We start from the raw sequence: 25880 nt of genomic DNA, 5'->3' as shown, positions 1-25880 counted from the left end.
TCAAACTTGATTAAAAACGTTGTTAAAACTAAAAGACAGAGGTGGCATAGCCACCTCTGTCTTTTCATTGGGGCTTACGGAGTTTATTGGGTCTTATAGAGACCACAATTCGATATAGCAGGGTTTAGCTACTTTGATTAGGCGTCGCGATCTGTTCCGATGGGTTGTATCCAAACTGTTTTTTAAATTCCTTACTGAAGTATTTCCTGTCAGAAAAGCCCACTGCATAAGCAACTTCACTGATATTCATGGTCGATGTCAGTAATTCTCTTGCTTTGTTTAACCTATACGTTTTGACATAATTATTGAGTGATAAATTGGATATGGCCTTCAGTTTACGATAGAGAATTGGAGCGCTCATTCCCATTGTTCGCGCTATAAAATTGACATCAAAGCCATCTGACTGAATATTTTCTTCGATCAACTCATTTAGGGATGAGATAAATTGCGCATCAAGTTCATTGTCGAATGAAGCTGTTTTGACCTGAAATTCTCTACTTTTTTTCTGGCTGATAGCCAAGAGATTTTGAGCAGACAGGAATAATTGTTTATTGTCGAAGGGTTTTGTCAAATAGATATTGGCGCCCAGTTCTAGTGCTAAGGTTTGTGAATGGCTATCGGTTATGGCCGTCAGCAAAATGAATGGAATGTGGCTTGTTACCATATTTGTTTTAATGGCCTGACACAATTGAGCACCGTCCATGTAAGGCATCATGAGGTCTGAAATAATCAGATCAGGGATATATTCCAATGCCTTGGAAAGAGCCTCTTCACCATTGTTTGCTGTAATGATCGTGTAGGTATCATGAAACAGATTGACAACTGTTGCTAATAATTCTTTATTGTCTTCTACAATTAAAATCGTCTGTTGCAAGGAGCTGTCGAATGTGCCTGGTCTGGATATGCTAATGTCTTCTGTTTCCTTTCCAAGGAGGCCTATTGCTTGCGGTTCTACTTTCTCGCCAGCTTGTTTCGGTAAGGTTACCGTAAATACCGTCCATTTTCCTTTTTCATCGTCCTGTGAAAAACAACGAATGTCTCCCTTGTGTTGCAGTACAATTTGTTTGGTAAGTGCCAATCCAATGCCTGTGCCGATCGCATCATTAGCTTGTTCTTCACGATAGTATTCTTCAAATATTTTAAACTGATTGTCTGTAGCAATGCCAATGCCGTTATCAACTATGTTTATGGAAAACGAGTCATCGCTTTCGATCAACTCCAGGTAAACTGTACCATAATCTGGTGTGTATTTGATAGCATTGGACAGTAGATTAAACATCACTTTATCAAATTGCACGGTATCGATGGATTGTAATCCTACTGCATCCAACTGACGTATATAATAGTTGAGATGTTTTGTTTTGGCAAGGTCATTCAGTAAGTAGAACGTATCTTCTATGTATTCCCTAAAAGAGATGTCGGTTTTCTTCAGTACAAAGTGTTTATCATCGAATTTTTTAAAGTCCAGCAACTCGTTGATTACACCAAGCAGTTTACTGGCATTCTTTTTTATCCGTTTTACTTTGTTTTGTGTAGAAGTCAGATTGGCCGTTTCGGAGATAATTTCGTCTAATGGAGCTGTAATCAACGTCAACGGTGTGCGAATTTCGTGCGATATCTGTGTGAAGAATTTTATTTTCTTTTCCTGTTCCCGTTCTGAATTGATCAACATCTCACGTTCGACAACAAACTTGATGACAAAATGTACACCCAAGGTGAACAAGCCCGCATACAACAGATAGGCCCACCAGGTTCTCCAAAAGGGAGGTTTAATATCGATATTGATCCGTAGGGGGATACTGCTCCAAATGCCATCGTTGTTACTGGCGAATATGGTCAAAGTATGCATTCCGACCGGAATATTGGTATAGCGTATTGAGGGAGTACTAGTTTCAACCCAATCCTTGTCAAAACCATCGAGCTTGTATCGGTATCTATTCTTTTGTGGTTTGATGAAATTAGAACCTGAGAAATTAATCGTAACAAAGTTTTCATCATGTCGGAGTTTGAGCTGATAGCTATTGGGATCTGTTGTTTTCTGAAGCCGTCCGTAGTTCAATGGTGACTCTTCGAGAAAGATATTTCGGAAGAGTACCTCGGGTATAGTCTGATTGAAGATTATTTTTCGGGTATCTAGGGCAACTACACCATTGAGTGTCGTGACGAACAGTGTTCCCGTTTGGCTGGCAAAGACTTTGGCTCCAAGTAGATTTTTGACCGGTAAACCGTCATATTGATTCAGGAGGTAACTATGTTTTGTTTTGGGATTATAGCATATTAGTCCATTTTTACTGGTAAGCCATACCTGATTGTTCACAAAGATGGGCCAGCCTAATGAGTTGTTTGGAAAGCGAGATACCTTGGTTAATTGATCATGCTGGTCAAAATGATATAAGTATTCTTTGGATGTCAGCCAGATGTCCCCATTCGGCTGAACATAAAACCCACCTAGCGTCAATGTGTCCAGTTGTTTTAATGGTTTTATGTTTGATTCATTCGGTTTTTTGCGAAAAAGTGTACCTCCGCTGAGAAAATAAGTATGCTGTTTATTATCGGCTTGGATATCATCAATTGTACCTGTTTTTAAGGCAGCGTTATATGCTGCAGGCTTTCCGGGATCGACGATGTAAAGCCCTTTATTGGTTCCGAGGTAAATGCGATGTACGGGATCGACGTAAATGCTATAAATATTGTTTTTGAGATTCAGGAGATCTTTTTCAAGGTAAAAGTGTTGTGTGTTTCCAGATTGTGCATCGATAATGGAATAACCACCGCCATACTGTGCTGCATAAATTTTGTTATCTCTAACGTATAGATCCTTGATCAGATTTGACTGGGTTAATTTAGACAAAGGAGAGGTCGTTTCTGTTCTTTTGTCAATTTTGTTGATTCCTTCTTCTTCTGTTCCAATCCAAAACGCATTTTCTGACTCTGCAAAACTGCCAGTGATATCGCTATTGAGGCTGAGACCTGGACGCGAACGCGTTGAATAATGCTGTATGGGGATCAGATCGGGGTAGATGGCATTGATTCCTCCAAAATAAGTTCCTATCCAGGTGATCTGTTGTCGATCAATAAAAATATCATAGATGGAGTTTTGACTCAATGAGTTTTTGACGGAGGTATTATGTTTATAGTTTAAGAAATGTGGTGCCCCATTAAAGATGGAGAGCCCTTTTAGTGTACCAATCAGTAGGTCTCCTTGTTTAGTTGGGACAATTTTCCGGATGTTATTGCTGAGCAGATTACTATTTGTTTCTGTTAGGTTATTCCATTTTTTATCAACGAAGTTGTATTGGAATATTCCATGCAATTTTGTGCCAACCCACAGGATATTTTTATGAAGATACATTGTGCTGAAAATCTGCTCTTTTAAAGGCAGGGGAGATGCTATAAGATTCTGGTTCGTAGAAATTTGATTATTTTTCAATGAAAAAGACGTTATGCCATCCATGCTCGCCATGATATAGGTTTCAGGTCCTGTCTGAATAATCGATTGTACCCGGGATTGGTTAATGAGTTTTTTGAGATTGTAGGTACCCGCTGTGGGGATAGCCTGATAGAGCCCTTTGTCGGTGCACAGAAATATTTTGTCTGAAAGGAACTGAATGTCGGCGACAGCAATTTTTTCTTGAAAAGGTTTTCCCTGTTTAAATACCGCTTTGCGTTTGTCGATATCGAAAATGAATAATTGCGTTGCTGTAGCAATAAAAAGGTCATTGTTTGCGTTGATGGCAATCTTGTTAATGTAATCTACCTTTTTAAATACCGTATCCTGTACGAGAATATTAGTGATATTCTGGGAGTCGTATACAAAAAGGTTGGCTCCGCCGCCGAACCAAAGTTTACCTTGTTTATCCTGAGCAATTGTTAATACCGCCTGTTTATCCAATACGTTCTCCTGGCTTAATGTCTCAAATTTTAAATTCTGGGCATGACAAAGGGAAATGATGGATATCAACAGCAGAAATTGTCGCGATAAAATAGGTAGTATGCTCATGGTTATGGGGTATTTGTGTCAAATTTAAGATTTTACCCCCAAATATTTATGAATTTCACCCCTCTTAATTTGCTCATAAACTCATCTTTGACCTATTAAACAACCAATTTTTATTATAAAACTAATTTCCTAAAGTATGGCAAAGTTTTACAAAGTTGGACTGTCTGCTATGATGATGTTTACTGTGGGTGCGGGTATGGCACAACAGAAAATTTCAATTACGGGGCGGATTACAGACAGTCAGGGAGCACCTTTATCGGGTGTAACGATTCGAGAAAAGGGCGGAAGTGTTTCTACTTCTACAAATGCTAATGGTACCTATTCATTGTCTGTTGGCTCCAATGCGACTATCGTAGTTTCTTACATCGGTTATCAAAATCAAGAAGTTGTTGTCAATGGGCGTAGTGTCGTCAATGTAACTATGGACGGTACAAGTTCGGTAATTGATGAGGTTGTTGTGGTGGGGTACGGAAAGCAGAAAAAGGAAAAGCTTTTGGGGTCTGTCAGTACAATTGATGCAAAGCAAATTGAAAATAGACCTGTCACAAATGTTTCTACGGCATTAAGTGGTGTTGCTGCTGGTGTACAGGTAAAACAAGGGACTGGTCGACCAGGCGCCGATGGCGCTACTATTCGCGTACGTGGTATCGGTACAATGAACAATGCTGAAGCATTGGTTGTTATTGATGGAATTGTTGGAACAATGGATGCGGTAAATCCAAATGACATTGAAACAATTTCTGTTTTGAAAGATGCGTCTTCTGCTTCAATCTATGGTACACGTGCGGCAAACGGGGTTATATTAATCACAACTAAAAAAGGTAAGGCAAATCAAAAGACTCAATTGACTTATTCAGGAATTCTTTCCAAGACCAAACCGATGGGAACACCTGAGTTTGTGTCGGATTACGTACGTCACATGGAGTTAATGAATGAAGGAACCTTCAATCTGGGAAAACCGAATAAGTATGCTGAATCTACCATAGAGCAGTGGCGAAAAGCAAATGTGGATCCAAATGGTGTTATGGCTCCTTCGGGTTTGCCAAATTATATTGCTTATCCAAATACAGATTGGACAGATTGGATCTATAACTCGAGCTGGCTTCAGAGTCATAATATATCCGCAACTGGGGGATCGGAGTCTACCAATTATATGATTTCCGGACGGATTTTGGACAATCCAGGTATTATGCAAAACACTGGCGCCAAAAAGTATGAATTAAGAACGAATCTGAGCACTAAAATTGGAGACCGTTTAACAATTGGGACAAACACTTTTGCATCAACAGAAGATCGGAAAAAAGCAAACGTTGATAATCTGTATAATTTCTTAAGGCAGTCAACCCCGGGTGTATATCCGATGTATGATGGGAAATTTGGAGGAGCGGTAGCAGCTGAAGAGTCCGTTCAATTGAACAATCTGATGCAGTATCTATATGAACCTCAGGGAATGGATAAAGTATCAAATTTTAACTCCACTATTTTTGCCAATGTTAAAATTATTAAAGGATTAACTTTTGAAACCAAATTCAACTATCTGACACGCTTCAGAGAGCAGACCGGCAGCAGTATTCCTGTAGATAAGTATAATTTTGCGACTGGTGCAATTGTTTTCCCTGCCGGTGTGGCAGCTAATCTTACGCTTTCTCAAAGCTATGAAAATCTTCGTACGTTGACTTTTGACAATGTGCTCCGTTATGAAACAACTATAGGTAAGCATAATATAGGCGCATTATTGGGGCATAATGAGTTCCAAACCAAATGGTACACGTTCTCTGCATCAAAAAGAGGAGTTATCGATCCAACAATTTCTAATATCAGTACAGCAAATGAAATGAATAGCATTGATGGTAACGAATATGAAACCAGTATGCGGTCTTTCTTTGGACGGGTGAATTATGACTTTGATGGAAAATATCTGGTAGAATTCAATTTGCGTCGAGATGCATCCTCCAAATTCGGAAAAGATAAACAGGTCGGTTATTTTCCTTCTGTAGGTTTGGGCTGGTTGCTTTCTAAAGAATCGTTTATGAAAGGTTTAGATCCTTATGTTCAGAACGTTAAGTTGCGCGGATCTTGGGGTAAATTGGGGAATGACCGAAATAACGGGGATCCAAACAGTGAGAATTATTTCCCGGCACTTGCTTTTTATGGAAATGTAGGTTATTCCTACGGCGGGTCACAAGTGAGTGGTTTGGAACGGAGCAAATTTGGAAATAGGATGTTAGCTTGGGAAGAAAGTGAAAATAAAGAGGTGGGACTTGAATTCTCTACTTTCAAGAATAAGGCTTATGTCGAGGTGAATTACTATAACAAACTAACCTCCGGAATATTGGTTCCTGAACAATTGCCGCTAACAACCGGCAATACTTCGGCTCCAATTGTCAACTCGGCGGCTATGCGTAATAGTGGTATAGAACTCAATCTGACTTGGAAGGATAAAATAGGTGAAGTGAGCTACAATATCGGTGGTAATTTTGCTTACAATAAAAGCCGGGTGACCAAACTTAAAGGCCAGTTGGTAAGAGGTTGGAATGATGTCAATGGTACGAATAGCTACAGTACCAATATTGGACAGGTATCCAATGCTGTTGGTACAAACCAACGTAATTTGGAAGGACATACATATAGAGAGTTTTATGTAAGACAGCGCTATAAAGGGGATGGTAGTTACTATTCTAGTGATGGATCTGTGAACCCGAATGGTGGACCACGGGATGGTATGATCCGTACCGAAGCGGATTATAAATGGGCTCAGGATATGAAAACGGCTGGTTATAGTTTTTCTCCAGTAAATACTTTGGGTAAAGAACAACTTTATTATGGTGATTTTCTTTATGCAGATTTAAATGGAGATAAGATCTATGGCAATGAGAACGATCTTGATTTCACAGGAACCTCCGATATTCCGAAATATATTTATGGATTTAATCTGGGATTTTCCTATAAAGGGTTTGATCTGCAAATGCTGTGGTCTGGTGAAGGTAAATTGCAATACTATTGGAATGATGAAGGTTATAGCAACAACATTGTTCGTGACGGAAACGGAATTTCAAAACGTGTGGCAGATGACCATTATTTTTATGATCCTGCTAATCCGAGCGACTCCCGTACAAATCTGACCGGATCTTATGCGCGCTTAAAATATAACGGCGAAACTATCAATAACGTAGCGAACAACTATTACCTCTATGATGCAGACTTCATTAAATTGAGGAATTTGCAAATCGGTTATACATTTAATAATAGGCTTACCGAACGTCTGCATGTACGTAATCTACGCGTATACTTCTCTGGTGAGAATCTATTGATGTTTACAAAATTCCCTGGAGCTGATCCAGAAATCGGAGCTGGAGCTAAGTATCCAACGATGAAACAATATGCATTCGGTTTGAATTTTGGATTCTAATACTAAGAACAAATGAAGAAAATAATAACTATAGGTATGCGAAGATTATTTACGCATTACAAACAATATAATAAGTGCTTGGGGCGCATATCCATGTTGGCTATCGTTTTAGGGACAATGGGCTCCTGTAAAAAGGATTTATTGGATATCACATCAAACACGCAAGTCCCTGAGGATAAAATGTGGACAACAGATAACTACACCGATCTTGGTGTAAATGGAGTTTATCAGGCATTGCGTTTTGGATATTCAACCGGCGGAACAAATAATCGTGAACTTTACCAATATGATCGTTTATCCAATACGCTGATACCTAGGGGAGGTGATCCCTTGTTGAATGCTACCGCCAATACTTCAACAGGACTTTTTGCCGATGTCTGGAAGGAGTTATATGAAAGTGTACATCGTTCAAATGATGCCATTTATGGAATAAGTAACATTTCCCCTTCTGCACCTGAGAAGAAAGCACGTCTATTGGCGGAAGTGAAATTTTTAAGAGCATTTTATTACTACAGATTAAATCAATTGTATAGAGGGGTGCCTATATATGACGCTCCGATCAATTACAACGAGGCTACTAAACCTAGAAATACTGAAAAAGAGGTTTGGGATTTTATACTAAAAGATCTGAGTGATTGTATTGCCGAAACTAATTTGCCAACTAAATTTCCGGCTGGAAGTAAAGATTTTGGTCGTATCACGAAGTCTGCTGCCTATGCGTTGCGTGGTAAAGTGTATATGTATCTACAGGACTGGGATAAGGCGATTGCAGATTTTCAGGCGGTTAAAGATGCAGGTCATCAACTATTTTCAGATTATAAGACCCTGTTCACCGCCGCCAACGAAAAATCTGACGAGATGATTTTTTCCATTCAGAACATTGCATTAGATAATTATGGATCGACCATGCAATTCTATTTTGGTAGCCGTTCAGCGTTTGGTTCCAATTGGGATAGCTATTTGGTTAGTCCGGATTTTGTGGACTTATACGAGAACAAAGATGGCAGTAAATTTAACTGGGATGATGTAATCCCGGGCTATAACGCTATGGCACCAGCGAAGAGAGAAATCTATTTCATACGTGACAATGTACAGCAAGTAGCGCAGGCCAATAACAAACCCGCTAAATACACAGATTTGATCGATCCAAAACGAGGACTTGATTTTGGGCTGTATCTGCCAAATGGAAATGAGGCCCGGTTAAAGAAAGCCTTCGAAAACCGAGATCCACGATTAAGTGCCAATGTCATTTTACCCTACTCTACTTTTGTAGGAATGAATGGTACGTCAGATCAAACGTTCACGTCTAGATGGCCACATATTGAGCAATTAAACAATGTTTTTGACCTAAGGACGGATATTGAAAGTCAGTTTTTCTACCTGCCGCGTAAATTTGTATATGAAGGCGGGAAACCTCCTATTCCAAGCAGGGTTGCAGGTGATATTGATTATCCGGTGATACGTTACGCAGATGTGTTATTATTATGGGCCGAAGCTTTAAATGAAAAAGGACAGACAGGACCTGCCGTCGATAAAGTGAATGAGGTTCGCGCTCGTGCTAAAGTAGGGCTGTTGAATAGCTCTGCAGCGACGACTGTGAGCGGTAAGGCCGATCTAACTAGCCGAATTCGTAACGAACGTAGGAGAGAGCTATTTGGAGAAGGTGTTATCTATTTTGATGAGTTAAGGTGGAGATCCTGGAAGGAGCAGGTATTTAGTGGTAACGCTGGAAACAAACAACCTTGGGGTGCTATTGTAGATAAATATACCTATTTAGGAGATCAGCTTTATACATGGCCTATCCCTGAATTGGAAAGACAACGAAATACCAGTTTAACACAAAATACAGGTTGGTAAAAGAAAACTAAATGACTTCCCACGTAAAGAAGTTGTTATCAATCGCTCACGCAATCGTTTGCTAGAGCGATTGATTTTTTTTGATTTGTTTTTTTAGCGTAAAATAAAGATTTTTAATGTTTTGTGTAACACTTCGATTGTGTTCGTTATAAACCAATGTCAATGAAAAGAAGACTCTTATTAAAACTATTGGGCGGTGCCGGAATGGGCGCACTGGCGACATCTTTTGCTGGTGAAGCGAAAGCCAATGTTGCCGCGTCGGAAAGAAATAATTACAGCGAGAACGATCGTGCCTATTGGGTATCTATTTTATATAAGATGGCTGCTCCAATATTAAGCAATATCAGTAAGCAACAATGGCGTAAAAATATGCCGATGGAAGTGAGTCCTACTTTCGATAGTAGAGACCCTGGAGTCGGATACCTGGAAGCTTTCGGTCGTTTGTTGGCAGGTATGGCTCCTTGGTTGGCCTTACCAGATGACGCAACTGAAGAAGGTCAATTGCGTAAAAAATTACGTGACCAAGCATTACTGGGTATACAATATGGTGTAGATCCTAAATCGCCGGATTATTTTACCTGGCGAGGTCCTTCATCCCAAACACTCGTCGATGCGGCGCATCTTGCATTAGCCTTTTTGAGAGCTCCTCAAGCTTTATGGCAGCCTTTGGACCAAGTGACTAAAAAGAGAGTAGTTGAAGAATTCAAATTGCTGCGGAAAATCAAGCCGAATGAGAGCAATTGGCTGCTGTTTGCCGCTATGACAGAAACATTTCTTTATAGCATAGGAGAGGAATGTGCGAGAGAAAAGATCGATTATGCGGTCAATAAATTTGATCAGGAATGGTACGTGGGAGATGGCTGGTACAGCGACGGAGCCCGTTTTAGTTTTGATCATTACAATGGGTATGTGATTCATTGCATGCAGGTGGAGTCGCTACGCCATAATATTACCGCCGGCGGAAAATATAAAGAAATGTATGATAGAGCGTATAAACGAATGCAGCGCTATGCGCATCATTTGGAACGTATGATTTCTCCAGAAGGTCACTATGTTGTTGTTGGACGCTCCTCAACTTATAAGAATGCAGCATTCCAACCCTTAGCGACAGTTGCTTTAGAGAACAAGCTCCCCGAAGATATCTCGAAGGGGCAGGTTCGGGCAGCTCTTACAGCGGTATTAAGGCATATTTATATCGATAAAACCTTTGCTCCATCAGGATGGCTGCGTATGGGGGTGGTAGGTGACAAACAATCCAATCTCGCAGATTACTATACAAACGCAGGCTCTATGTATGTGGCCTCCCTATCATTCTTGCCATTGGGGTTACCGGCAGACGATGAGTTTTGGACCTGTGCTCCACAACCCTGGACTTCCCAAAAATGCTGGAATGCAGAGCAATTTCCCAAAGACTATTATGTAAGTTATTAAACAAAAAAGAATAAAAAAGCAAAAGATTAAGGACTGGATAAAATGAAGATACAACACTATATTACGGGAGCTTTAATGATAGGGCTAGGAATGCAGGGAATTTCCTGTTCCAGTCAGCGAAACTTAGGGACAGCAAAATTGGGGCTTGACAAAGAATTTGTCCGTACCAATTTAGAAGATGCACATAAACAAATCGCTTACCTCGCAGCATCGATCAATGAATCCGATATGCCCACGACTTATAAAGATGGTAAATATGTGAATTGGGGTTCGAGTTGGTGGTGTTCTGGATTTTATCCCGGTACAGTACTCTATCTCTATGAATATACTAAAGATGAGAAGCTATTAACGGAGGCAAAAAGCAAATTGAAAGAACTCGAGAAGGAAAAGAACAACAAGGGAACACATGATTTGGGTTTTATGTTGTACTGCAGCTTTGGTAATGCATTACGTTTGACAGGAGATTCAGCTGCCTATAAGGAAATTTTAAGTACGGGAGCAGCATCGTTGGCAACACGTTTCCATGAAGCACCGCAAACGATTCGTTCATGGGACGGTGGCAAAAACTGGGATGGCCAGCCCTGGACCTATCCGGTGATCATCGACAATATGATGAACCTGGAGTTTTTGACCGAAGTTTCCAAGATAACAGGAGACAAACGCTATCGTGATATTGCTGTAACGCATGCCAATACAACGATGATCAATCATTACCGAAAAGATTATAGTTCCTACCATGTGGTGGATTACAATCCGAAAGATGGACGTATTATTTCGAGAAAGACGGCACAAGGTGCTTTTGATGAATCCTCATGGGCTAGGGGCCAGTCTTGGGGACTTTATGGGTATACGATGATGTACCGCGAAACGGGCGACAAGAAATATTTAGAGCAGGCTAGGCATATTGCTCAGTTTTATCTGAATCATCCTAATCTTCCAAAAGACCTGATTCCTTATTGGGATATGGACCAGAACAAGCTTACTCCAGATAGTAAATATTATAGCCAGAAAGATCTTCGCGATGTGTCGACAGCTTCAGTAACTGCTTCGGCTCTGCTGGAATTGGCGCAATATACAAGGGGCAGCGAAAGCCAGCTGTATATTTCTAAAGCTGAACAAATGCTGCGGTCGCTTTCTTCTAAACCCTACAAAGCAGATTACAAGGAAGCCGGTGGCTACGTCTTGAAACATAGCGTCGGATCCATTCCGCATAAAACAGAAGTAGATGTGCCCTTGACCTATGCCGATTACTACTACGTGGAGGCATTAGTGCGATACGACCGGTTGCTCCGAGGAGAAAAGGTCATCAAACAATAACAGTAGTTTTTTTAGTTTTCAACAAAGTTATTAACACGATGAGGAAAAGTGAAGTATGTAATATACTTCACTTTTTTTGTTTTATTGGATTTAATCCGCTCTATTAAAACCTAGTTTCTTTATGTTGTATTTGATCCTGTTCTCTATCAGATACAATCTCTCTCATCTAGTGCAGTGCATATTGGTATAACAAGCTTATATCAGTTTTTAAATTAGCAGGGGTTTAACAGGGGGTTAGCAGGGGTAGTACCCCTGCTAACCCCCTGTTAAACCCGAGTAAAAATAGTGCTACTCCTTTTTTGATTAGGAATCTGATATTACTTGCTAATTATGTACTCCTGAAGAAGCAAGTTATAGGTAGGTTTTATATTTGATACATGTCCGATAAAGATAGGCGAGCAGAATTAAATACGTTGATGCATTGTATCTGTCGTGTTCCATAATTTAAAATGATACCTTTTTTGTGACTAAAATTCATTCCTAAATCATTTGGTCTTTTCGTACCTTTATCCCAATGACCGATATTCAAAAGAGATTCGACCGTATACTTGCTATTTACATGCATCTACAGGCAAAACCTGTGGTCACCGCCGCCGCTTTGGCAGCGCGTTATGAGGTAAGTCAGCGTACGATTTATCGTGATATCAGATCCCTGATGCAAGCTGGAATTCCGATTTATGGTGAAGCGGGAAGCGGTTATTCTTTGGTGGAGGGATATAAGATGCCGCCCCTACAATTTACCCGAGAGGAGGCATTGAGTTTTGTGGCAGCGGAGAAACTGGTGGAAAAGTATACAGATCGGAATCTTGCGCATCATTTTACCACGGCATTACTGAAGATGAAAGCCATATTACGGGGTAACGAAAAAGAACAGGTAGCCTTAGTAGGGGATAACTTTCTGGTGCGCGGTGGGCGTCATCAATTCAATGAGAAGCTTACCCATGGCACCAATATACTGATCGAAAGTATCGCTGCAAAGAAATGTGTGGAAATCTATTATTCCAAGCCTTCCGATAAAACTCCAGAAAGGCGTGAAATCGAAGCTGTGGGTATTTTTGTGGAGAGCAAATTTTGGTATGTCCTTGCTTTTTGTAGATTACGGAAAGATTATAGGCAATTCCGTTTGGATAGAATAAACAATATTCGGATACTTGCCGATGACTTTGCAAAGGAGCATCCTGAACTTTCATCTTTTCTGAATAAACGTCATGACGTTCCCACGACAAAAGTTGTCGTGCAAGTGGACAAGGATATGGCCCGCTATATGGAATGGGATCGCCACTATTTTGGTTTCCAAAAAGAAACGGTCACCGATAATTATGTGGAAATGCATTTTGAAAGCATTAATATGGAGAATGGCTTTGCGCGTTGGTATCTGATGTTTGCCGATAAAGGAACAATTATTGAACCCGAATCGTTAAAAGAGGTTGTAAAGCGGTTGCTCTCATCTGCATTGGAGCAAGTTTAGTCAAAAACGACGAAATCAACTTTGCTGCTATTGCACGCAAAAAACTTGTTCGGCTGAAAGGACAGGTACCGAACAAGTTTTTTGCGTACAATAATAAAAATAGACTTCAGCGCTCTGTTAAGAAGGAATTTTCATTGCAGACATGATCTATTTAACCTCTTTCCCAAAAAAATGGAGGTTCTATACCAAGTAATCTTAGATAAACAAATCCCTGACCGCGGTGGTGGATCTCATTGTCGATAAAGTAAAATATGCTGTGGATAATGGGCGATTTGTATTGGCCGAATAGGTTGAACTCTTCGGCAAAGCGCTCTTCAGAGATTTGATTGAACAGTTCACTGATCTGAGGAGTAGCTTCATCCCAGGCCTGAAGCAATTGTGCTTTGGTCGAATAACTGAAATTTTCGTTCAGTTCACCACTTTTATTATTCACAATCTCCCGGAGACCTGGTACAGCAATACCTAATAGTTCTTTAATGATATCTGCAAAAGTGCGCATGCCTTCTACTTTATAATTGAACAATTCCTGTTCTGGAAATTTTTCAATAGTCTGTCTCGTTAGATTTCTGTGACCTAACCAATGCTGAAGTAGCTCGTTCTTGGAAATGATTTCTGTTTTCATGATGCTCGTATTTAAAGTTTTTAGTAAGCAATACATCGCCTTCTGCGTTGTATGACAGTTCAAAATTACTGCAGCTTGTGACAGCTGTATGGCAGTATAAATTCGGAATACTAATTTTATTTTTTTGGAGCAGCATTTATTTGATGTTGGGAATGTTGTGCGGATAAATCGCAAAATAGGAGGGTGGGATAAAAAGAAGTAGAAAATAAAAAAAATAATTCACTAATTATTTGACAGTTATAAAAATGTTTGTAACTTTGCAGTCCCTTAATGGGGATAGTATGTCTTGAGCGAAGCCCTACTGCTTCGAAGGACTTTTAATTAATTAATTTACAACATGTCAGGTATTATTGGAAAAAAAGTAGGAATGACGAGCCTGTTTAACGCTGATGGGAAAAATATTCCTTGTACAGTGATTCAGGCCGGGCCGTGCGTGGTTACGCAGATACGTACGGAAGAAAAGGATGGCTACTCGGCAATTCAACTTGGTTTCGACGAAGCTAAGGAGAAAAACACGACAGCTCCTTTGAAAGGGCACTTTGCGAAAGCAAACACAACGCCTAAGCGTAAGTTGGTAGAGTTTAAAACTTTCCCAGATGCAAAACAACTTGGTGACGTAGTTGACGTTACTCTTTTTGAAGAAGGTGAGTACGTAGATGTAGTTGGTACTTCAAAAGGTAAAGGTTTCCAAGGTGTAATGAAACGTCATGGATTTGGTGGTGTAGGTGGTGCGACTCACGGTCAGCACAACAGATTACGCGCTCCAGGTTCATTAGGTGCTTCATCATGGCCTTCACGCGTATTCAAAGGTATGCGCATGGCTGGTCGTACAGGTGGTGACAGAGTTAAAGTTCAAAACTTACAGGTGTTGAAAGTTTACGCTGAGCAAAACCTTATCGTTGTTAGTGGTTCCATTCCAGGAGCTAAAGGTTCTTATGTAATCGTAGACAAATAGTAGAGATGGAAGTTAAAGTTTTAAATTTATCAGGTAAAGAAACAGGTGCCAAGGTGCAACTTCCTGAGTCGGTATTTGGGTTAGAGCCTAACGATCATGCGATCTATTTGGATGTGAAACAATACTTAGCGAACCAACGCCAAGGAACTCACAAATCTAAACAACGTAACGAAATCGCGGGTTCTACTCGTAAATTACACAAACAAAAAGGTACTGGTGGTGCTCGTGCGGGTTCTATCAAATCTCCATTGTTTAATGGTGGTGGTCGTGTATTCGGTCCTCAACCTCGTGACTACTCGTTCAAATTGAACAAAAAATTGAAACAAGTGGCACGTAAATCAGCGTTATCTTACAAAGCAAAAGATAATAACATTGTGGTATTGGATGAAGTAAAATTCGATGCTATCAAAACTAAAAATTATGTTGCTTTAATAAATGCGTTGAACGTAGCTGATGAGAAAACATTGTTGGTATTGCCAGCTTACGATGAAATTGTTTATAAATCAAGCAGAAACTTGAAAAAAGCAAAAGTTATTGTTGCATCTGACTTAAATACATATGATGTATTAAATGCAACAAAATTATTGTTGACTACAGATTCTGTTAAAACTTTGGAGGAAGCATTAGCTAAGTAATATGGAAATTATTAAAAAACCTATCTTGACTGAGAAAGCTTCTTTGTTAACGGAAAAATTAAACCGTTACGCTTTCAAAGTAGATCACAGAGCAAACAAAATCCAGATTAAAGCAGCTGTTGAGGCTATGTTTGGTGTTACAGTTCTTGCTGTAAACACTGCAGTAGTAGCTGGTAAAGCAAAAAGCCGTTACACAAAAGCAGGTTTCGTATCTGGTAGAGCTCCTAAGTATAAAAAGGCTGTCATTACTATTAAAGACGGCGAAACTATTGACTTTTACAGTACTATATAATAAAAAATGGCAGTTAAAAGATTCAAACCGGTAACCCCTGGTACTCGTTTTAGAGTAGGCGCTGACTACTCTGATGTTACTACAAACGTTCCTGAAAAATCGTTAGTAGTAAAAATCAACAAGAAATCAGGCGGTCGTAATAACTCCGGTAAAATGACTATGCGTTATCTCGGTGGGGGACATAAAAAAGTATACCGATTAATTGATTTCAAACGCGATAAAAAAGATATCCCTGCAAAAGTAGCTACTATCGAGTACGATCCAAATCGTACTGCTCGTATTGCCTTGTTGCATTACGCTGATGGTGAAAAACGTTACATCCTTGCTCCAGCTGGTTTAGTAGTTGGTCAAACTGTAATCGCAGGTGATAAAGTTGCCCCAGAAGTTGGTAATACATTACCATTAGCAAACATTCCATTGGGTTCTATCATCCACAACATTGAATTAAATCCTGGTCAAGGTGGTTCAATTGCTCGTTCGGCTGGTACTTATGCTCAATTGTCTGCTCGTGATGGTAAATATGCCATCATCAAATTACCTTCAGGCGAAACACGTATGATCTTATTGACTTGTGTTGCTACAATTGGTTCGGTATCGAACCATGAAAGATCTAACCAAGTGTTAGGTAAAGCAGGTCGCAAACGTTGGTTAGGTCGTCGTCCAAGAGTTCGTGGTGTTGCGATGAACCCAGTAGATCACCCTATGGGTGGTGGTGAAGGCCGTACTTCAGGAGGTCACCCACGCTCACGTACAGGTGTATTAGCTAAAGGCTTCAAAACACGTTACAAGAAGAAAACATCGAATCGTTACATCATTGAGAGAAGGAAAAAATAATGGCTCGTTCAATTAAAAAAGGTCCTTATATCGATCACAACTTAGAAAGAAAAGTTCTTTCTATGAATGAAACTAACAAAAAGTCAGTTATCAAAACATGGTCTCGTAGATCAATGATTTCACCTGATTTTGTTGGCCATACCTTCGCAGTGCACAACGGGAACAAATTTATCCCTGTTTATGTAACAGAAAATATGGTAGGTCACAAGCTTGGTGAATTCGCGCCTACGCGTACATTCAGAGGCCACGCAGAAAAGAAAAAATAATAGGTAATGGAAGCAACAAAAAAACTTAAAAAGTCTGTCTTAATTAGACAACGCAAAGAGCAAGAGAAAGCTCAAAAAGGAGGAGCTTCGGATGCCAAATTATTGAACTGCCCTACTTCGCCTCGTAAGATGCGTTTAGTGGTAGACTTAATTCGCGGTCAACGTGTGGAAAATGCATTATACATTTTGAAACACTCAAGTAAAGAAGCTGCTGCTCGTGTAGAAAAATTATTATTATCTGCAATCAAAAACTGGGAAGCCAAAAACGAAGGTAAATCAGTGGAAGAAAGCGAACTAATTGTAAAAGAAGTATCAGTAGGTGGTGGTCGTCAGTTGAAAAGATTGCGTCCGGCTCCTCAAGGTCGCGGATACAGAGTTCGTAAACGTTCAAATCACGTTACGTTGGTAGTTGATAGCAAATTAAACGTTGAACAAAACTAATTTATTGAGAAATGGGACAAAAAGCAAATCCAATAGGTAGCAGATTAGGAATCATCAAAGGTTGGGATTCTAACTGGTTCGGAGGTAAAAACTATTCCGATAAATTAGTTGAAGACGAAAAAATCAGAAAATATCTTTCTGTTCGTATTGCAAAAGGTGGTGTAGCTAAAGTTGTTATCGAAAGAACTTTAAAACGTATCACTGTTACAATTCACACTGCTCGTCCAGGTATCGTTATCGGTAAAGGTGGTCAAGAAGTTGACAAGATCAAAGAAGAGTTGAAAAAACTGACTAAAAAGGATGTTCAAATCAACATTTTCGAGATCAAACGCCCTGAGTTAGATGCGAAGTTAGTAGCTGAAGGTGTCGCTAAACAATTAGAGGCACGTATTTCATTCCGTCGTGCAATGAAAACTTCAATCGCTTCTACAATGCGTATGGGTGCAGAAGGTATCAAAATCATGTGTTCTGGTCGTTTAGGTGGTGCTGAAATGGCGCGTACTGAACAATACAAAGAAGGAAGAACTCCTTTACACACATTGCGTGCTGATATCGACTACGCTTTAGCTGAAGCATTGACTACATACGGTAAAATTGGTATCAAAGTTTGGATCTGTAAAGGTGAGGTTTACGGTAAACGTGACTTATCTCCAAACATTGGTCAAGCATCTGGTGTAAAATCACGTGGCAACCACGAAGGTGGTGGCGAACGTCGTGACAACCGTAACAACAAAGGTGGTCGCGGTGGAAATAACCGTGGTGGAAACAACCGTGGTGGAAGCAACCGTGGTCCGAAAAAAGATTAATAGTTATTTAGATTACAACAAAAACCTGCTGAAAAAGCAGATTTAAAAAGTATACGAACATGTTACAGCCAAAAAGAACGAAGTTCAGAAAGATGCAGAAAGGCCGCATGAAAGGTAACGCTTCTCGTGGAGCGGAGTTAGCTTTCGGTTCTTTCGGTATCAAAACAATGGAGCAAGCATGGATCACTAGTCGTCAAATCGAGGCAGCTCGTATTGCGGTTACACGTTATATGAAACGTGAAGGTCAAGTTTGGATTCGTATTTTCCCTGACAAACCTGTTACGAAAAAACCTGCAGAGGTACGTATGGGTAAAGGTAAGGGTGCTCCAGAATACTGGGTAGCAGTAGTACGCCCAGGCCGTATGTTATTTGAAGCAGAAGGTGTGCCTTTGGAAATTGCCAAAGAAGCTTTACGCCTTGCAGCTCAAAAACTTCCGGTTCAAACTAAGTTTGTGATTCGTAGAGACTACGTTGAAGCATAAAAATCTTGGTAATGTCATCATTTAAGCGTTAGGGCCGTTACCCCTAACGCTATATATAAAGCGATGATAACCCAAATAACAACTGAAAAAACATGAAAAATTCAGAAATTTTAGAATTATCTAATGAGGACTTAAAAGCTCGTCTTGTAGAAGAGAAAACAGCCCTTACAAAATTGAAATTTGCACATGCTGTTTCAGCTATTGAGAACCCTAACGTGATCAAAGCAGCACGCAAAACTATCGCTCGTATCAGTACAGAGATCAGTGCACGCAAAGCTGCAGCTAAAAATGAAACAGCCTCTGAGGCGTAAAATTTAAAGTCGAAATGGAAAGAAATTTAAGAAAAACAAGAATCGGCTTAGTAGTTAGCAACAAGATGGACAAGTCTATCGTGGTATCAGTGGAACGTAAAGTGAAACACCCGATCTATGGTAAGTTCGTTAAAAAAACTACTAAATTTAAAGCTCATGACGAAACTAATACCTGCGGTATCGGCGATACGGTATTAATCATGGAAACTCGTCCGCTGAGTAAAACAAAAAACTGGAGATTAGTAGAAATTATAGAAAGAGCTAAATAACATGGTACAACAAGAATCAAGACTTAATGTAGCTGACAATAGCGGTGCTAAACAAGTTTTAGTAATCCGTGTATTGGGCGGTACGCGCAAGCGTTATGCATCAATCGGAGATAAGATTGTTGTATCGGTGAAAAGCGCTATGCCTTCAGGAAACGTGAAAAAAGGTTCCGTTTCTAAAGCAGTAGTCGTTAGAACGAAAAAGGAAATCCGTCGTAAAGATGGTTCATATATCCGTTTCGATGACAACGCCGCTGTATTATTAAATAATAATGATGAACCACGTGGTACACGTATCTTTGGCCCTGTTGCTAGAGAGTTGCGTGAGAAACAGTTCATGAAAATTGTATCATTAGCACCGGAGGTTTTATAATTATGGCACAGAAAACAAAAACAACTACGCACAAAATCAAAATTAAAAAAGGTGATTTAGTGAAAGTTATCGCTGGTAACTCTAAAGGTGTTCAAGGAAAAGTATTAACTGTTTTAGTGGATAAAAATAGAGCTATCGTTGAGGGCGCTAACATCGTAAAAAAACACACTAAACCAAGTGCAGCTAATCCTAATGGTGGTATCATTGAGAAAGAAGCTGGTATTCACATCTCTAATTTAGCTGTTATCGATCCTAAAACAGGTGCAACTACACGTGTAGGTCGTAAGTTAAACGCAGATGGTAAATTAGTTCGTTACGCTAAAAAATCAGGGGAGGAAATTAAATAATGACTTACGTACCAAGATTAAAAGTGAAATATGCGGAGGAAATCCGTAAAGCACTTCAAGAAAAATTTCAGTATAAAAGTATTATGCAGGTTCCTAAACTTGAGAAAATTGTTGTTTCACAAGGTGTAGGAGCTGCAACAGCTGATAAAAAATTAATCGATAACGCTATTGCTGAGTTGACTTTAATCACAGGTCAACAAGCTGTTGCTACAAAATCGAAAAAAGATATTTCAAACTTTAAATTACGTAAAGGTATGCCTGTAGGGGCACGTGTTACTTTGCGTGACAATAATATGTTTGAATTCTTGGATCGTTTAGTAGCTGTATCGCTTCCACGTATTCGTGACTTCCGCGGTATCAACGATAAAGGCTTTGACGGACGTGGTAACTATAACTTAGGTATCACTGAGCAAATCATTTTCCCTGAGATCAACATTGATAAAATCAACAAGATCCAAGGTATGGATATCACTTTCGTGACTTCTGCTCAAAATGATGTTGAAGCTTTAGAATTGTTGAAACAATTCGGTTTACCATTTAAAAATCAAAATACTAATAACAATGGCTAAAGAAGGATTAAAAGCACGCGAAGTAAAACGCGCTAAATTGGTAGCTAAATATGCAGCAAAACGTGCAGAATTAAAAGCTGCTGGCGATTACGTTGCATTAGATAAATTGCCTAAAAATGCTTCTCCAGTACGTTTACACAACCGTTGTAAATTGACTGGCCGTCCTAAAGGATATATGCGTCAATTCGGTATCTCTCGTGTAACATTCCGTGAGATGGCTTTAGATGGCAAAATCCCAGGGGTGAAAAAAGCTTCTTGGTAATTAAAAAAAAATACTTAATTTTGCCCGGGCAATTCAATTTAGGATTGCCGGGGTTTTTGCATTTTAAAATTGTTTAACAGATAGAAGGTCCCATACCAATGGTTGGGAGGGAAACCGCTGTCACAAATTTTCATATATAATGACTACAGATCCAATTGCGGATTACCTTACACGAGTAAGGAATGCCATCAAGGCCAACCACAGGGTTGTTGAAATTCCTGCATCGAACCTTAAAAAAGAGATCACGAAAGTTCTTTTTGACAAAGGTTACATTGCTAATTACAAATTCGATGAGAATGGCGTACAGGGTACGATCAAAATCGCATTGAAATATAATCCAATTAGCAAAATTCCGGCTATTCGTACGTTGACACGTGTGAGTAAACCTGGTTTAAGAAAGTATGCAAGCGTTGATACTATGCCTCGTGTTTTGAACGGTTTAGGTATTGCTATCTTGTCAACATCTAAAGGTGTAATGACAGATAAGGAAGCTAGACTTCAAAATGTTGGTGGTGAAGTTTTATGTTACGTTTATTAATCTAGGTAAAAGCACAAAGAAATGTCAAGAATTGGAAAAGCGCCTATCGCTATCCCTGCTGGGGTAACTGTTACTATTTCGGACAAAAACTTAGTTTCAGTAAAAGGTCCTAAAGGCGAATTAACACAACAAGTTGATCGTGACATCACGATTGCTCAAGAAGAGGGCAATATCGTTGTAACACGTCCAACTGATCAAAAGAAACACAAAGCATTACACGGTCTATACCGTTCCCTGTTGGCTAACATGGTTCACGGTGTGACTGAAGGTTACAAAACTACGCAAGAGTTAGTCGGTGTAGGTTACCGTGCTTCAAGTACTGGTAATGTATTAGAGTTAACTTTAGGTTTCTCTCACCAGATTGTTTTTGTATTGCCAAAAGAGGTTAAAGTATCAACTACTGCTGATAAAGGTAAAAACCCTACAATCACTTTGGAGTGTGCTGACAAACAATTGATCGGACAGGTAGCGGCAAAAATCCGTGGCTTCCGTAAACCAGAACCTTACAAAGGAAAAGGTGTTAAGTTTGCAGGTGAAGTATTGAGAAGAAAAGCAGGTAAATCAGCTAAAAAATAATAATCATGGCAGGACAAAAAGCATCTCGTAGAGAGAGAATCAAAAAAGGAATCAGAAAAAACCTTGCTGGAACGTCTGAACGTCCACGTTTATCGGTTTTTAGAAGTAACAAAGGTATCTATGCGCAAATCATTGACGACAATGCAGGTAAAACATTAGTTGCTGCATCTAGCTTGTCAAAAGAGTTTGTTGCATCTGGTAACAAGGTTGATCAATCTAAAGCTGTAGGTAAATTAGTGGCTGAAAAAGCATTAGCAGCAGGTATTAATAAAGTAGTTTTTGACCGTAATGGGTACTTATACCATGGCCGTATCAAATCTTTGGCTGAAGGTGCTCGCGAAGGCGGTTTAGACTTTTAATCATAGAAAGAAATGGCATTAAGCAATATAAAAAGAGTAAAATCAAGCGAAATTGAATTAAAAGATCGCTTAGTAAGTATCCAACGTGTAGCTAAAGTTACTAAAGGTGGTCGTACTTTCAGCTTCTCTGCAATTGTTGTAGTAGGTGATGAAAACGGTATTGTTGGTTACGGTTTAGGTAAAGCTAAAGAGGTAACAGAAGCAATCACGAAAGGTATTGACGACGCGAAGAAAAATTTGGTGAAAGTTCCTATTATCAAAGGTACTGTTCCACATGAGCAATATGGTAAATATTCTGGTGGTTCAGTTTTGGTTAAACCAGCTATCGCAGGTACAGGAGTTTTAGCCGGTGGTGCAATGCGCGCAGTATTGGAGTCTGCTGGTATCAAAGACGTATTGGCTAAATCATTAGGTTCTTCCAACCCACACAACGTGGTAAAAGCAACTGTAACAGCTTTAGCAAGCATGCGCGATGCATATACAGTAGCCCAACACCGCGGTGTCGATTTAAATAAAGTATTTAACGGTTAATTATCATGGCAAAAATTAAAATCACCCAGATAAAGAGCGTTATCGACAGAAGCGAGCGCCAAAAGAAAACTATTGAGGCATTGGGTTTGAAAAGAATCAACCACTCAGTAGAAGTTGAAGCTACTCCATCAATTATTGGAATGGTACGTAAAGTAAACCATTTAGTAGCTATCGAAACTATTTAATATTAGCATATGGAAGAGGTCTTTGGGCTTCTTCCATTACTTGTTATTAATAATCATTATTTTTTAATCGCTAGTACCTGTTTAGTGAGAGCGAAGGGCTAGCACAATTTAGTTTAAAATGAACTTAAGTAATTTAAAACCTGCAAAAGGTGCAGTAAAAAGTAGCAAACGTATTGGCCGTGGTACTGGTTCTGGTCGTGGTGGTACTTCAACACGTGGTCACAAAGGTGCTGGTTCTCGTTCAGGTCACTCTACGAAAATCGGTTTCGAAGGTGGTCAAATGCCTTTGCAACGTCGTGTGCCTAAATTTGGTTTCAAAAACATCAACCGTGTTGAGTATAATGGTGTAAACTTAGATACTTTACAAGCGTTGATCGAGAAACACAATTTAACAGCTGTAGATTTCGACGCATTGAAAGCTCATGGTTTAGTGTCTAAAAATGACAAAGTTAAAATCTTGGGTCGCGGTGAGTTGAAAGCTAAAGTTGAAGTAACAGCGCACGCGTTTACTGCTTCTGCTCAAAAAGCGATTGAAGCTGCAGGCGGTTCTATCGTTAAAATTTAATAAATGAAGAAACTAATCACAACCTTAACCAATATTTGGAAAATCGATGATTTACGTACGCGTATTTTAAATACCTTACTTTTTCTTTTGATTTACCGTATTGGATGTCACGTGGTATTACCAGGTGTAAATCCTCATGCTTTGGCTTCTGGTCAAAAAGAGGGTTTATTGGGCTTATTGGATATGTTTGCGGGGGGATCTTTCTCTCGTTCGGCTATCTTTGCTTTAGGGGTAATGCCATATATCTCGGCATCCATTGTTGTTCAATTGCTGGGCATCGCGGTTCCTTACTTCCAAAAGATGCAGAAAGAAGGGGAAAGTGGTCGTCAAAAAATGAATCAGATTACTCGCTATTTAACTTTAGGGATTACTTTGCTTCAGGCTTTTGCTTATGTACGTACTCAAATCGAGCCAAGTGCTAAGACAATCGCAGACCCATTATTCACTATTCTAACTGCCATAGTTTTGACAGGCGGTACTTTATTTGTGATGTGGTTAGGGGAAAAAATTACGGATAAAGGTATCGGTAATGGTATTTCTTTGATCATCATGACAGGTATTATCGCTCAATTGCCAAGTGGTATCACTGCGGAATGGGTTTCTAGAATGGCGAAAGGTGGTGGTGGTCCAATTCCATTGTTGCTTGAATTTGTGGCGTTATTCTTTGTTGTGATCTTTACGATCTTGATCGTACAGGGTGTTCGTAAGATTCCTGTACAATACGCGAAGAAAATCGTTGGAAACAAGCAAGTCGGTGGAGTACGTCAGTATATACCCTTAAAGGTAAATGCTGCAGGTGTAATGCCTATCATTTTTGCACAGGCAATTATGTTTGTGCCGATGAGTTTAGGACAATTCTTCCCAAATATTCAGTCGGAATTTTTGACTTCGTTGAGTAACTATACTTCTGTTGCATACAACGTGACATTTGCGGTGTTAATTATCGCATTTACGTTTTTCTATACAGCAATTATGGTGAATCCGCAACAGATGTCGGATGACATGAAGAAAAATGGAGGTTTTGTTCCAGGTATTAAACCCGGATTGGAAACTAGTAATTTTATAGACCGCGTAATATCAAATATTACATTTCCAGGTGCAATTTTCTTAGCGATTATCGCTATTCTACCTGCTATTGCAAGTTTGTTTGGTATTAATAATCAATTTGCGCACTTCTACGGTGGTACGTCATTATTGATTTTAGTAGGTGTGGTGTTGGATACTTTGCAACAGATCGAATCTCATTTGTTGATGCGTCATTACGATGGATTAATGAAAACAGGTCGTATTAAAGGTCGTTCGGCCGCGTCTGTTGAGGGAATGGATCATTCGGCAATTTAATTTCTTTAGATGTCTAAAGTATTTTATAAGTCAGCAGAAGATATAGAGCAATTGCGGAAGTCAGCAGATGTGCTTTCGCAATTGCTTGGTGAAATCGCAAAAGTGATTAAGCCTGGGGTAAAGACTATATCTCTTGATAAATTAGCTTATGAGTATATCCATGATAACGGTGGAACGCCTGCGTTCCTAAATTATCACGGATTTCCATATTCTTTGTGTATATCTGTTAACGATCAAATTGTACACGGTTTTCCAAGCGATTATGAAATTAAAGATGGAGATCTTGTTTCGGTCGATGGTGGTGTCAATTTGAATGGGTTTATCAGTGATTCAGCGTATACCTTTGGTGTAGGCGAGATATCTGAGGAAGCTCAGTTGTTATTGGATGTAACAAAAGAATCATTGTACAAAGGTGTTGAACAGGCTGTGGCTGGTAAACGTGTTGGAGATATTTCTTCGGCTGTTCAGGAGTACGTAAACAAATTCGGATTCGGAATTGTTCGCGAGCTAGTTGGACACGGAGTAGGGTACCACTTACATGAAAAACCTGAAGTTCCCAACTACGGAAAACGTGGTGCAGGTCCTAAATTGGAAGAAGGTTTGGTTATTTGTATCGAGCCGATGATCAATGCGGGGCGCGCAGGTGTTCGTTTTTGGGATGATGGTTGGACAGTAAGTACAGTGGATGGAAAATTATCGGCGCACTTCGAACAGATGGTTGCAATCCGTAAAGGTGAACCAGATGTGTTGCTGACATTCGAACATGTAGAGAAAGTTTTGGGTAAAAAGTAATTGGTTTTCAATTATTTTTATTTATCTTTGCACTCCTGTTCGCAGGCTTT

29 protein-coding genes are annotated in these 25880 nt (G+C 39.6%); 27 read left to right on the top strand and 2 right to left on the bottom strand.

Going from position 1 to position 25880, the window contains the following annotated elements; translation table 11 throughout:
• Window positions 1-124 precede the first annotated feature (124 nt).
• Complete coding sequence (locus OK025_RS05270) at window positions 125-4000, bottom strand: ATP-binding protein (protein ID WP_317668572.1); 3876 nt, start codon at window positions 3998-4000, stop codon at window positions 125-127.
• Between the two features lie 136 nt (window positions 4001-4136).
• Between OK025_RS05270 and OK025_RS05265 the strand changes: the two genes are divergently transcribed.
• The 5 genes from OK025_RS05265 (at window position 4137) to OK025_RS05245 (ending at window position 13482) form a co-directional block, all read left to right on the top strand.
• Complete coding sequence (locus OK025_RS05265) at window positions 4137-7409, top strand: TonB-dependent receptor (RefSeq protein WP_317668571.1); 3273 nt, start codon at window positions 4137-4139, stop codon at window positions 7407-7409.
• A 12-nt stretch (window positions 7410-7421) separates the two neighbouring features.
• A complete protein-coding gene (locus tag OK025_RS05260) occupies window positions 7422-9266 on the top strand; it encodes a RagB/SusD family nutrient uptake outer membrane protein (RefSeq protein ID WP_317668570.1) in 1845 nt (614 codons plus the stop codon).
• A gap of 162 nt (window positions 9267-9428) precedes the next feature.
• Window positions 9429-10697: a DUF2264 domain-containing protein gene (locus tag OK025_RS05255; RefSeq protein WP_317668569.1), complete on the top strand. Its 1269-nt coding sequence runs from the start codon at window positions 9429-9431 to the stop codon at window positions 10695-10697.
• 42 nt (window positions 10698-10739) lie between these two features.
• Window positions 10740-12014, top strand: coding sequence for a glycoside hydrolase family 88 protein (locus tag OK025_RS05250; RefSeq protein WP_317668568.1), 1275 nt, complete (start codon window positions 10740-10742; stop codon window positions 12012-12014).
• A 514-nt stretch (window positions 12015-12528) separates the two neighbouring features.
• Window positions 12529-13482 carry a YafY family protein gene (locus OK025_RS05245; protein WP_317668567.1) on the top strand — a complete coding sequence of 318 codons (954 nt, stop codon included), beginning with the start codon at window positions 12529-12531 and terminating at the stop codon, window positions 13480-13482.
• Between the two features lie 151 nt (window positions 13483-13633).
• On the opposite strand, the gene OK025_RS05240 is transcribed toward OK025_RS05245, so the two are convergent.
• Window positions 13634-14104 (bottom strand): DinB family protein, encoded by a 471-nt coding sequence (locus tag OK025_RS05240; protein WP_317668566.1) that lies wholly within the window; start codon window positions 14102-14104, stop codon window positions 13634-13636.
• A gap of 337 nt (window positions 14105-14441) precedes the next feature.
• Here OK025_RS05240 and rplC point away from each other — a divergent pair, with 337 nt between their 5' ends.
• The 22 genes from rplC to map all read left to right on the top strand — a co-directional run bounded on the left by rplC (window position 14442) and on the right by map (window position 25830).
• Window positions 14442-15059 (top strand): 50S ribosomal protein L3, encoded by a 618-nt coding sequence (rplC, locus tag OK025_RS05235; RefSeq protein ID WP_046674864.1) that lies wholly within the window; start codon window positions 14442-14444, stop codon window positions 15057-15059.
• Window positions 15060-15064: 5 nt separating this feature from the next.
• Entirely contained in the window at window positions 15065-15694 is a 630-nt protein-coding gene (gene rplD, locus OK025_RS05230; protein ID WP_070570413.1) for a 50S ribosomal protein L4, read from the top strand.
• A gap of 1 nt (window position 15695) precedes the next feature.
• On the top strand, window positions 15696-15986 hold the full coding sequence (gene rplW, locus OK025_RS05225) for a 50S ribosomal protein L23 (RefSeq protein ID WP_046674866.1): 291 nt from the start codon (window positions 15696-15698) through the stop codon (window positions 15984-15986).
• Between the two features lie 6 nt (window positions 15987-15992).
• Window positions 15993-16820, top strand: a complete 828-nt coding sequence (rplB, locus tag OK025_RS05220) for a 50S ribosomal protein L2 (RefSeq protein ID WP_070570410.1) — start codon at window positions 15993-15995, stop codon at window positions 16818-16820.
• Entirely contained in the window at window positions 16820-17086 is a 267-nt protein-coding gene (gene rpsS, locus OK025_RS05215; protein ID WP_002997495.1) for a 30S ribosomal protein S19, read from the top strand. The genes rplB and rpsS overlap by 1 nt, the downstream gene beginning before the upstream one ends.
• Window positions 17087-17092: 6 nt before the next feature.
• Window positions 17093-17527, top strand: coding sequence for a 50S ribosomal protein L22 (gene rplV, locus OK025_RS05210; protein ID WP_070570408.1), 435 nt, complete (start codon window positions 17093-17095; stop codon window positions 17525-17527).
• 11 nt (window positions 17528-17538) lie between these two features.
• On the top strand, window positions 17539-18333 hold the full coding sequence (rpsC, locus tag OK025_RS05205; RefSeq protein WP_046674869.1) for a 30S ribosomal protein S3: 795 nt from the start codon (window positions 17539-17541) through the stop codon (window positions 18331-18333).
• 59 nt (window positions 18334-18392) lie between these two features.
• Window positions 18393-18815, top strand: a complete 423-nt coding sequence (gene rplP / locus OK025_RS05200; RefSeq protein ID WP_046674870.1) for a 50S ribosomal protein L16 — start codon at window positions 18393-18395, stop codon at window positions 18813-18815.
• Between the two features lie 92 nt (window positions 18816-18907).
• On the top strand, window positions 18908-19126 hold the full coding sequence (gene rpmC, locus OK025_RS05195) for a 50S ribosomal protein L29 (RefSeq protein WP_046674871.1): 219 nt from the start codon (window positions 18908-18910) through the stop codon (window positions 19124-19126).
• Window positions 19127-19140: 14 nt separating this feature from the next.
• Window positions 19141-19395 carry a 30S ribosomal protein S17 gene (rpsQ, locus tag OK025_RS05190; protein ID WP_046674872.1) on the top strand — a complete coding sequence of 85 codons (255 nt, stop codon included), beginning with the start codon at window positions 19141-19143 and terminating at the stop codon, window positions 19393-19395.
• A gap of 1 nt (window position 19396) precedes the next feature.
• Window positions 19397-19765: a 50S ribosomal protein L14 gene (gene rplN / locus OK025_RS05185; RefSeq protein ID WP_046674873.1), complete on the top strand. Its 369-nt coding sequence runs from the start codon at window positions 19397-19399 to the stop codon at window positions 19763-19765.
• A 2-nt stretch (window positions 19766-19767) separates the two neighbouring features.
• Window positions 19768-20112 carry a 50S ribosomal protein L24 gene (gene rplX / locus OK025_RS05180; protein WP_070570406.1) on the top strand — a complete coding sequence of 115 codons (345 nt, stop codon included), beginning with the start codon at window positions 19768-19770 and terminating at the stop codon, window positions 20110-20112.
• Window positions 20112-20681: a 50S ribosomal protein L5 gene (gene rplE / locus OK025_RS05175; RefSeq protein WP_046674875.1), complete on the top strand. Its 570-nt coding sequence runs from the start codon at window positions 20112-20114 to the stop codon at window positions 20679-20681. The genes rplX and rplE overlap by 1 nt, the downstream gene beginning before the upstream one ends.
• Window positions 20674-20943 (top strand): 30S ribosomal protein S14, encoded by a 270-nt coding sequence (rpsN, locus tag OK025_RS05170; RefSeq protein WP_028071569.1) that lies wholly within the window; start codon window positions 20674-20676, stop codon window positions 20941-20943. Before rplE ends, rpsN begins: the two co-directional genes overlap by 8 nt.
• A 136-nt stretch (window positions 20944-21079) precedes the next feature.
• A complete protein-coding gene (gene rpsH, locus OK025_RS05165) occupies window positions 21080-21481 on the top strand; it encodes a 30S ribosomal protein S8 (protein ID WP_223584601.1) in 402 nt (133 codons plus the stop codon).
• A 21-nt stretch (window positions 21482-21502) separates the two neighbouring features.
• Window positions 21503-22057 carry a 50S ribosomal protein L6 gene (rplF, locus tag OK025_RS05160; RefSeq protein WP_070570404.1) on the top strand — a complete coding sequence of 185 codons (555 nt, stop codon included), beginning with the start codon at window positions 21503-21505 and terminating at the stop codon, window positions 22055-22057.
• On the top strand, window positions 22054-22416 hold the full coding sequence (gene rplR, locus OK025_RS05155) for a 50S ribosomal protein L18 (protein WP_172462327.1): 363 nt from the start codon (window positions 22054-22056) through the stop codon (window positions 22414-22416). The genes rplF and rplR overlap by 4 nt, the downstream gene beginning before the upstream one ends.
• A 12-nt stretch (window positions 22417-22428) precedes the next feature.
• Window positions 22429-22947 (top strand): 30S ribosomal protein S5, encoded by a 519-nt coding sequence (gene rpsE, locus OK025_RS05150; protein WP_070570402.1) that lies wholly within the window; start codon window positions 22429-22431, stop codon window positions 22945-22947.
• Window positions 22948-22952: 5 nt separating this feature from the next.
• Window positions 22953-23132, top strand: coding sequence for a 50S ribosomal protein L30 (rpmD, locus tag OK025_RS05145; protein WP_046674880.1), 180 nt, complete (start codon window positions 22953-22955; stop codon window positions 23130-23132).
• Window positions 23133-23250: 118 nt separating this feature from the next.
• Window positions 23251-23697: a 50S ribosomal protein L15 gene (rplO, locus tag OK025_RS05140; RefSeq protein ID WP_070570400.1), complete on the top strand. Its 447-nt coding sequence runs from the start codon at window positions 23251-23253 to the stop codon at window positions 23695-23697.
• A gap of 3 nt (window positions 23698-23700) precedes the next feature.
• Window positions 23701-25038, top strand: coding sequence for a preprotein translocase subunit SecY (secY, locus tag OK025_RS05135; protein WP_070570398.1), 1338 nt, complete (start codon window positions 23701-23703; stop codon window positions 25036-25038).
• 9 nt (window positions 25039-25047) lie between these two features.
• Window positions 25048-25830 carry a type I methionyl aminopeptidase gene (map, locus tag OK025_RS05130; protein WP_070570396.1) on the top strand — a complete coding sequence of 261 codons (783 nt, stop codon included), beginning with the start codon at window positions 25048-25050 and terminating at the stop codon, window positions 25828-25830.
• The last annotated feature ends 50 nt before the right edge of the window (window positions 25831-25880 follow it).

This window comes from Sphingobacterium sp. UGAL515B_05, from assembly GCF_033097525.1.
In the GTDB taxonomy this organism is placed as follows: Bacteria; Bacteroidota; Bacteroidia; order Sphingobacteriales; family Sphingobacteriaceae; genus Sphingobacterium.
This window is presented reverse-complemented; position numbering and strand designations above follow the sequence as displayed.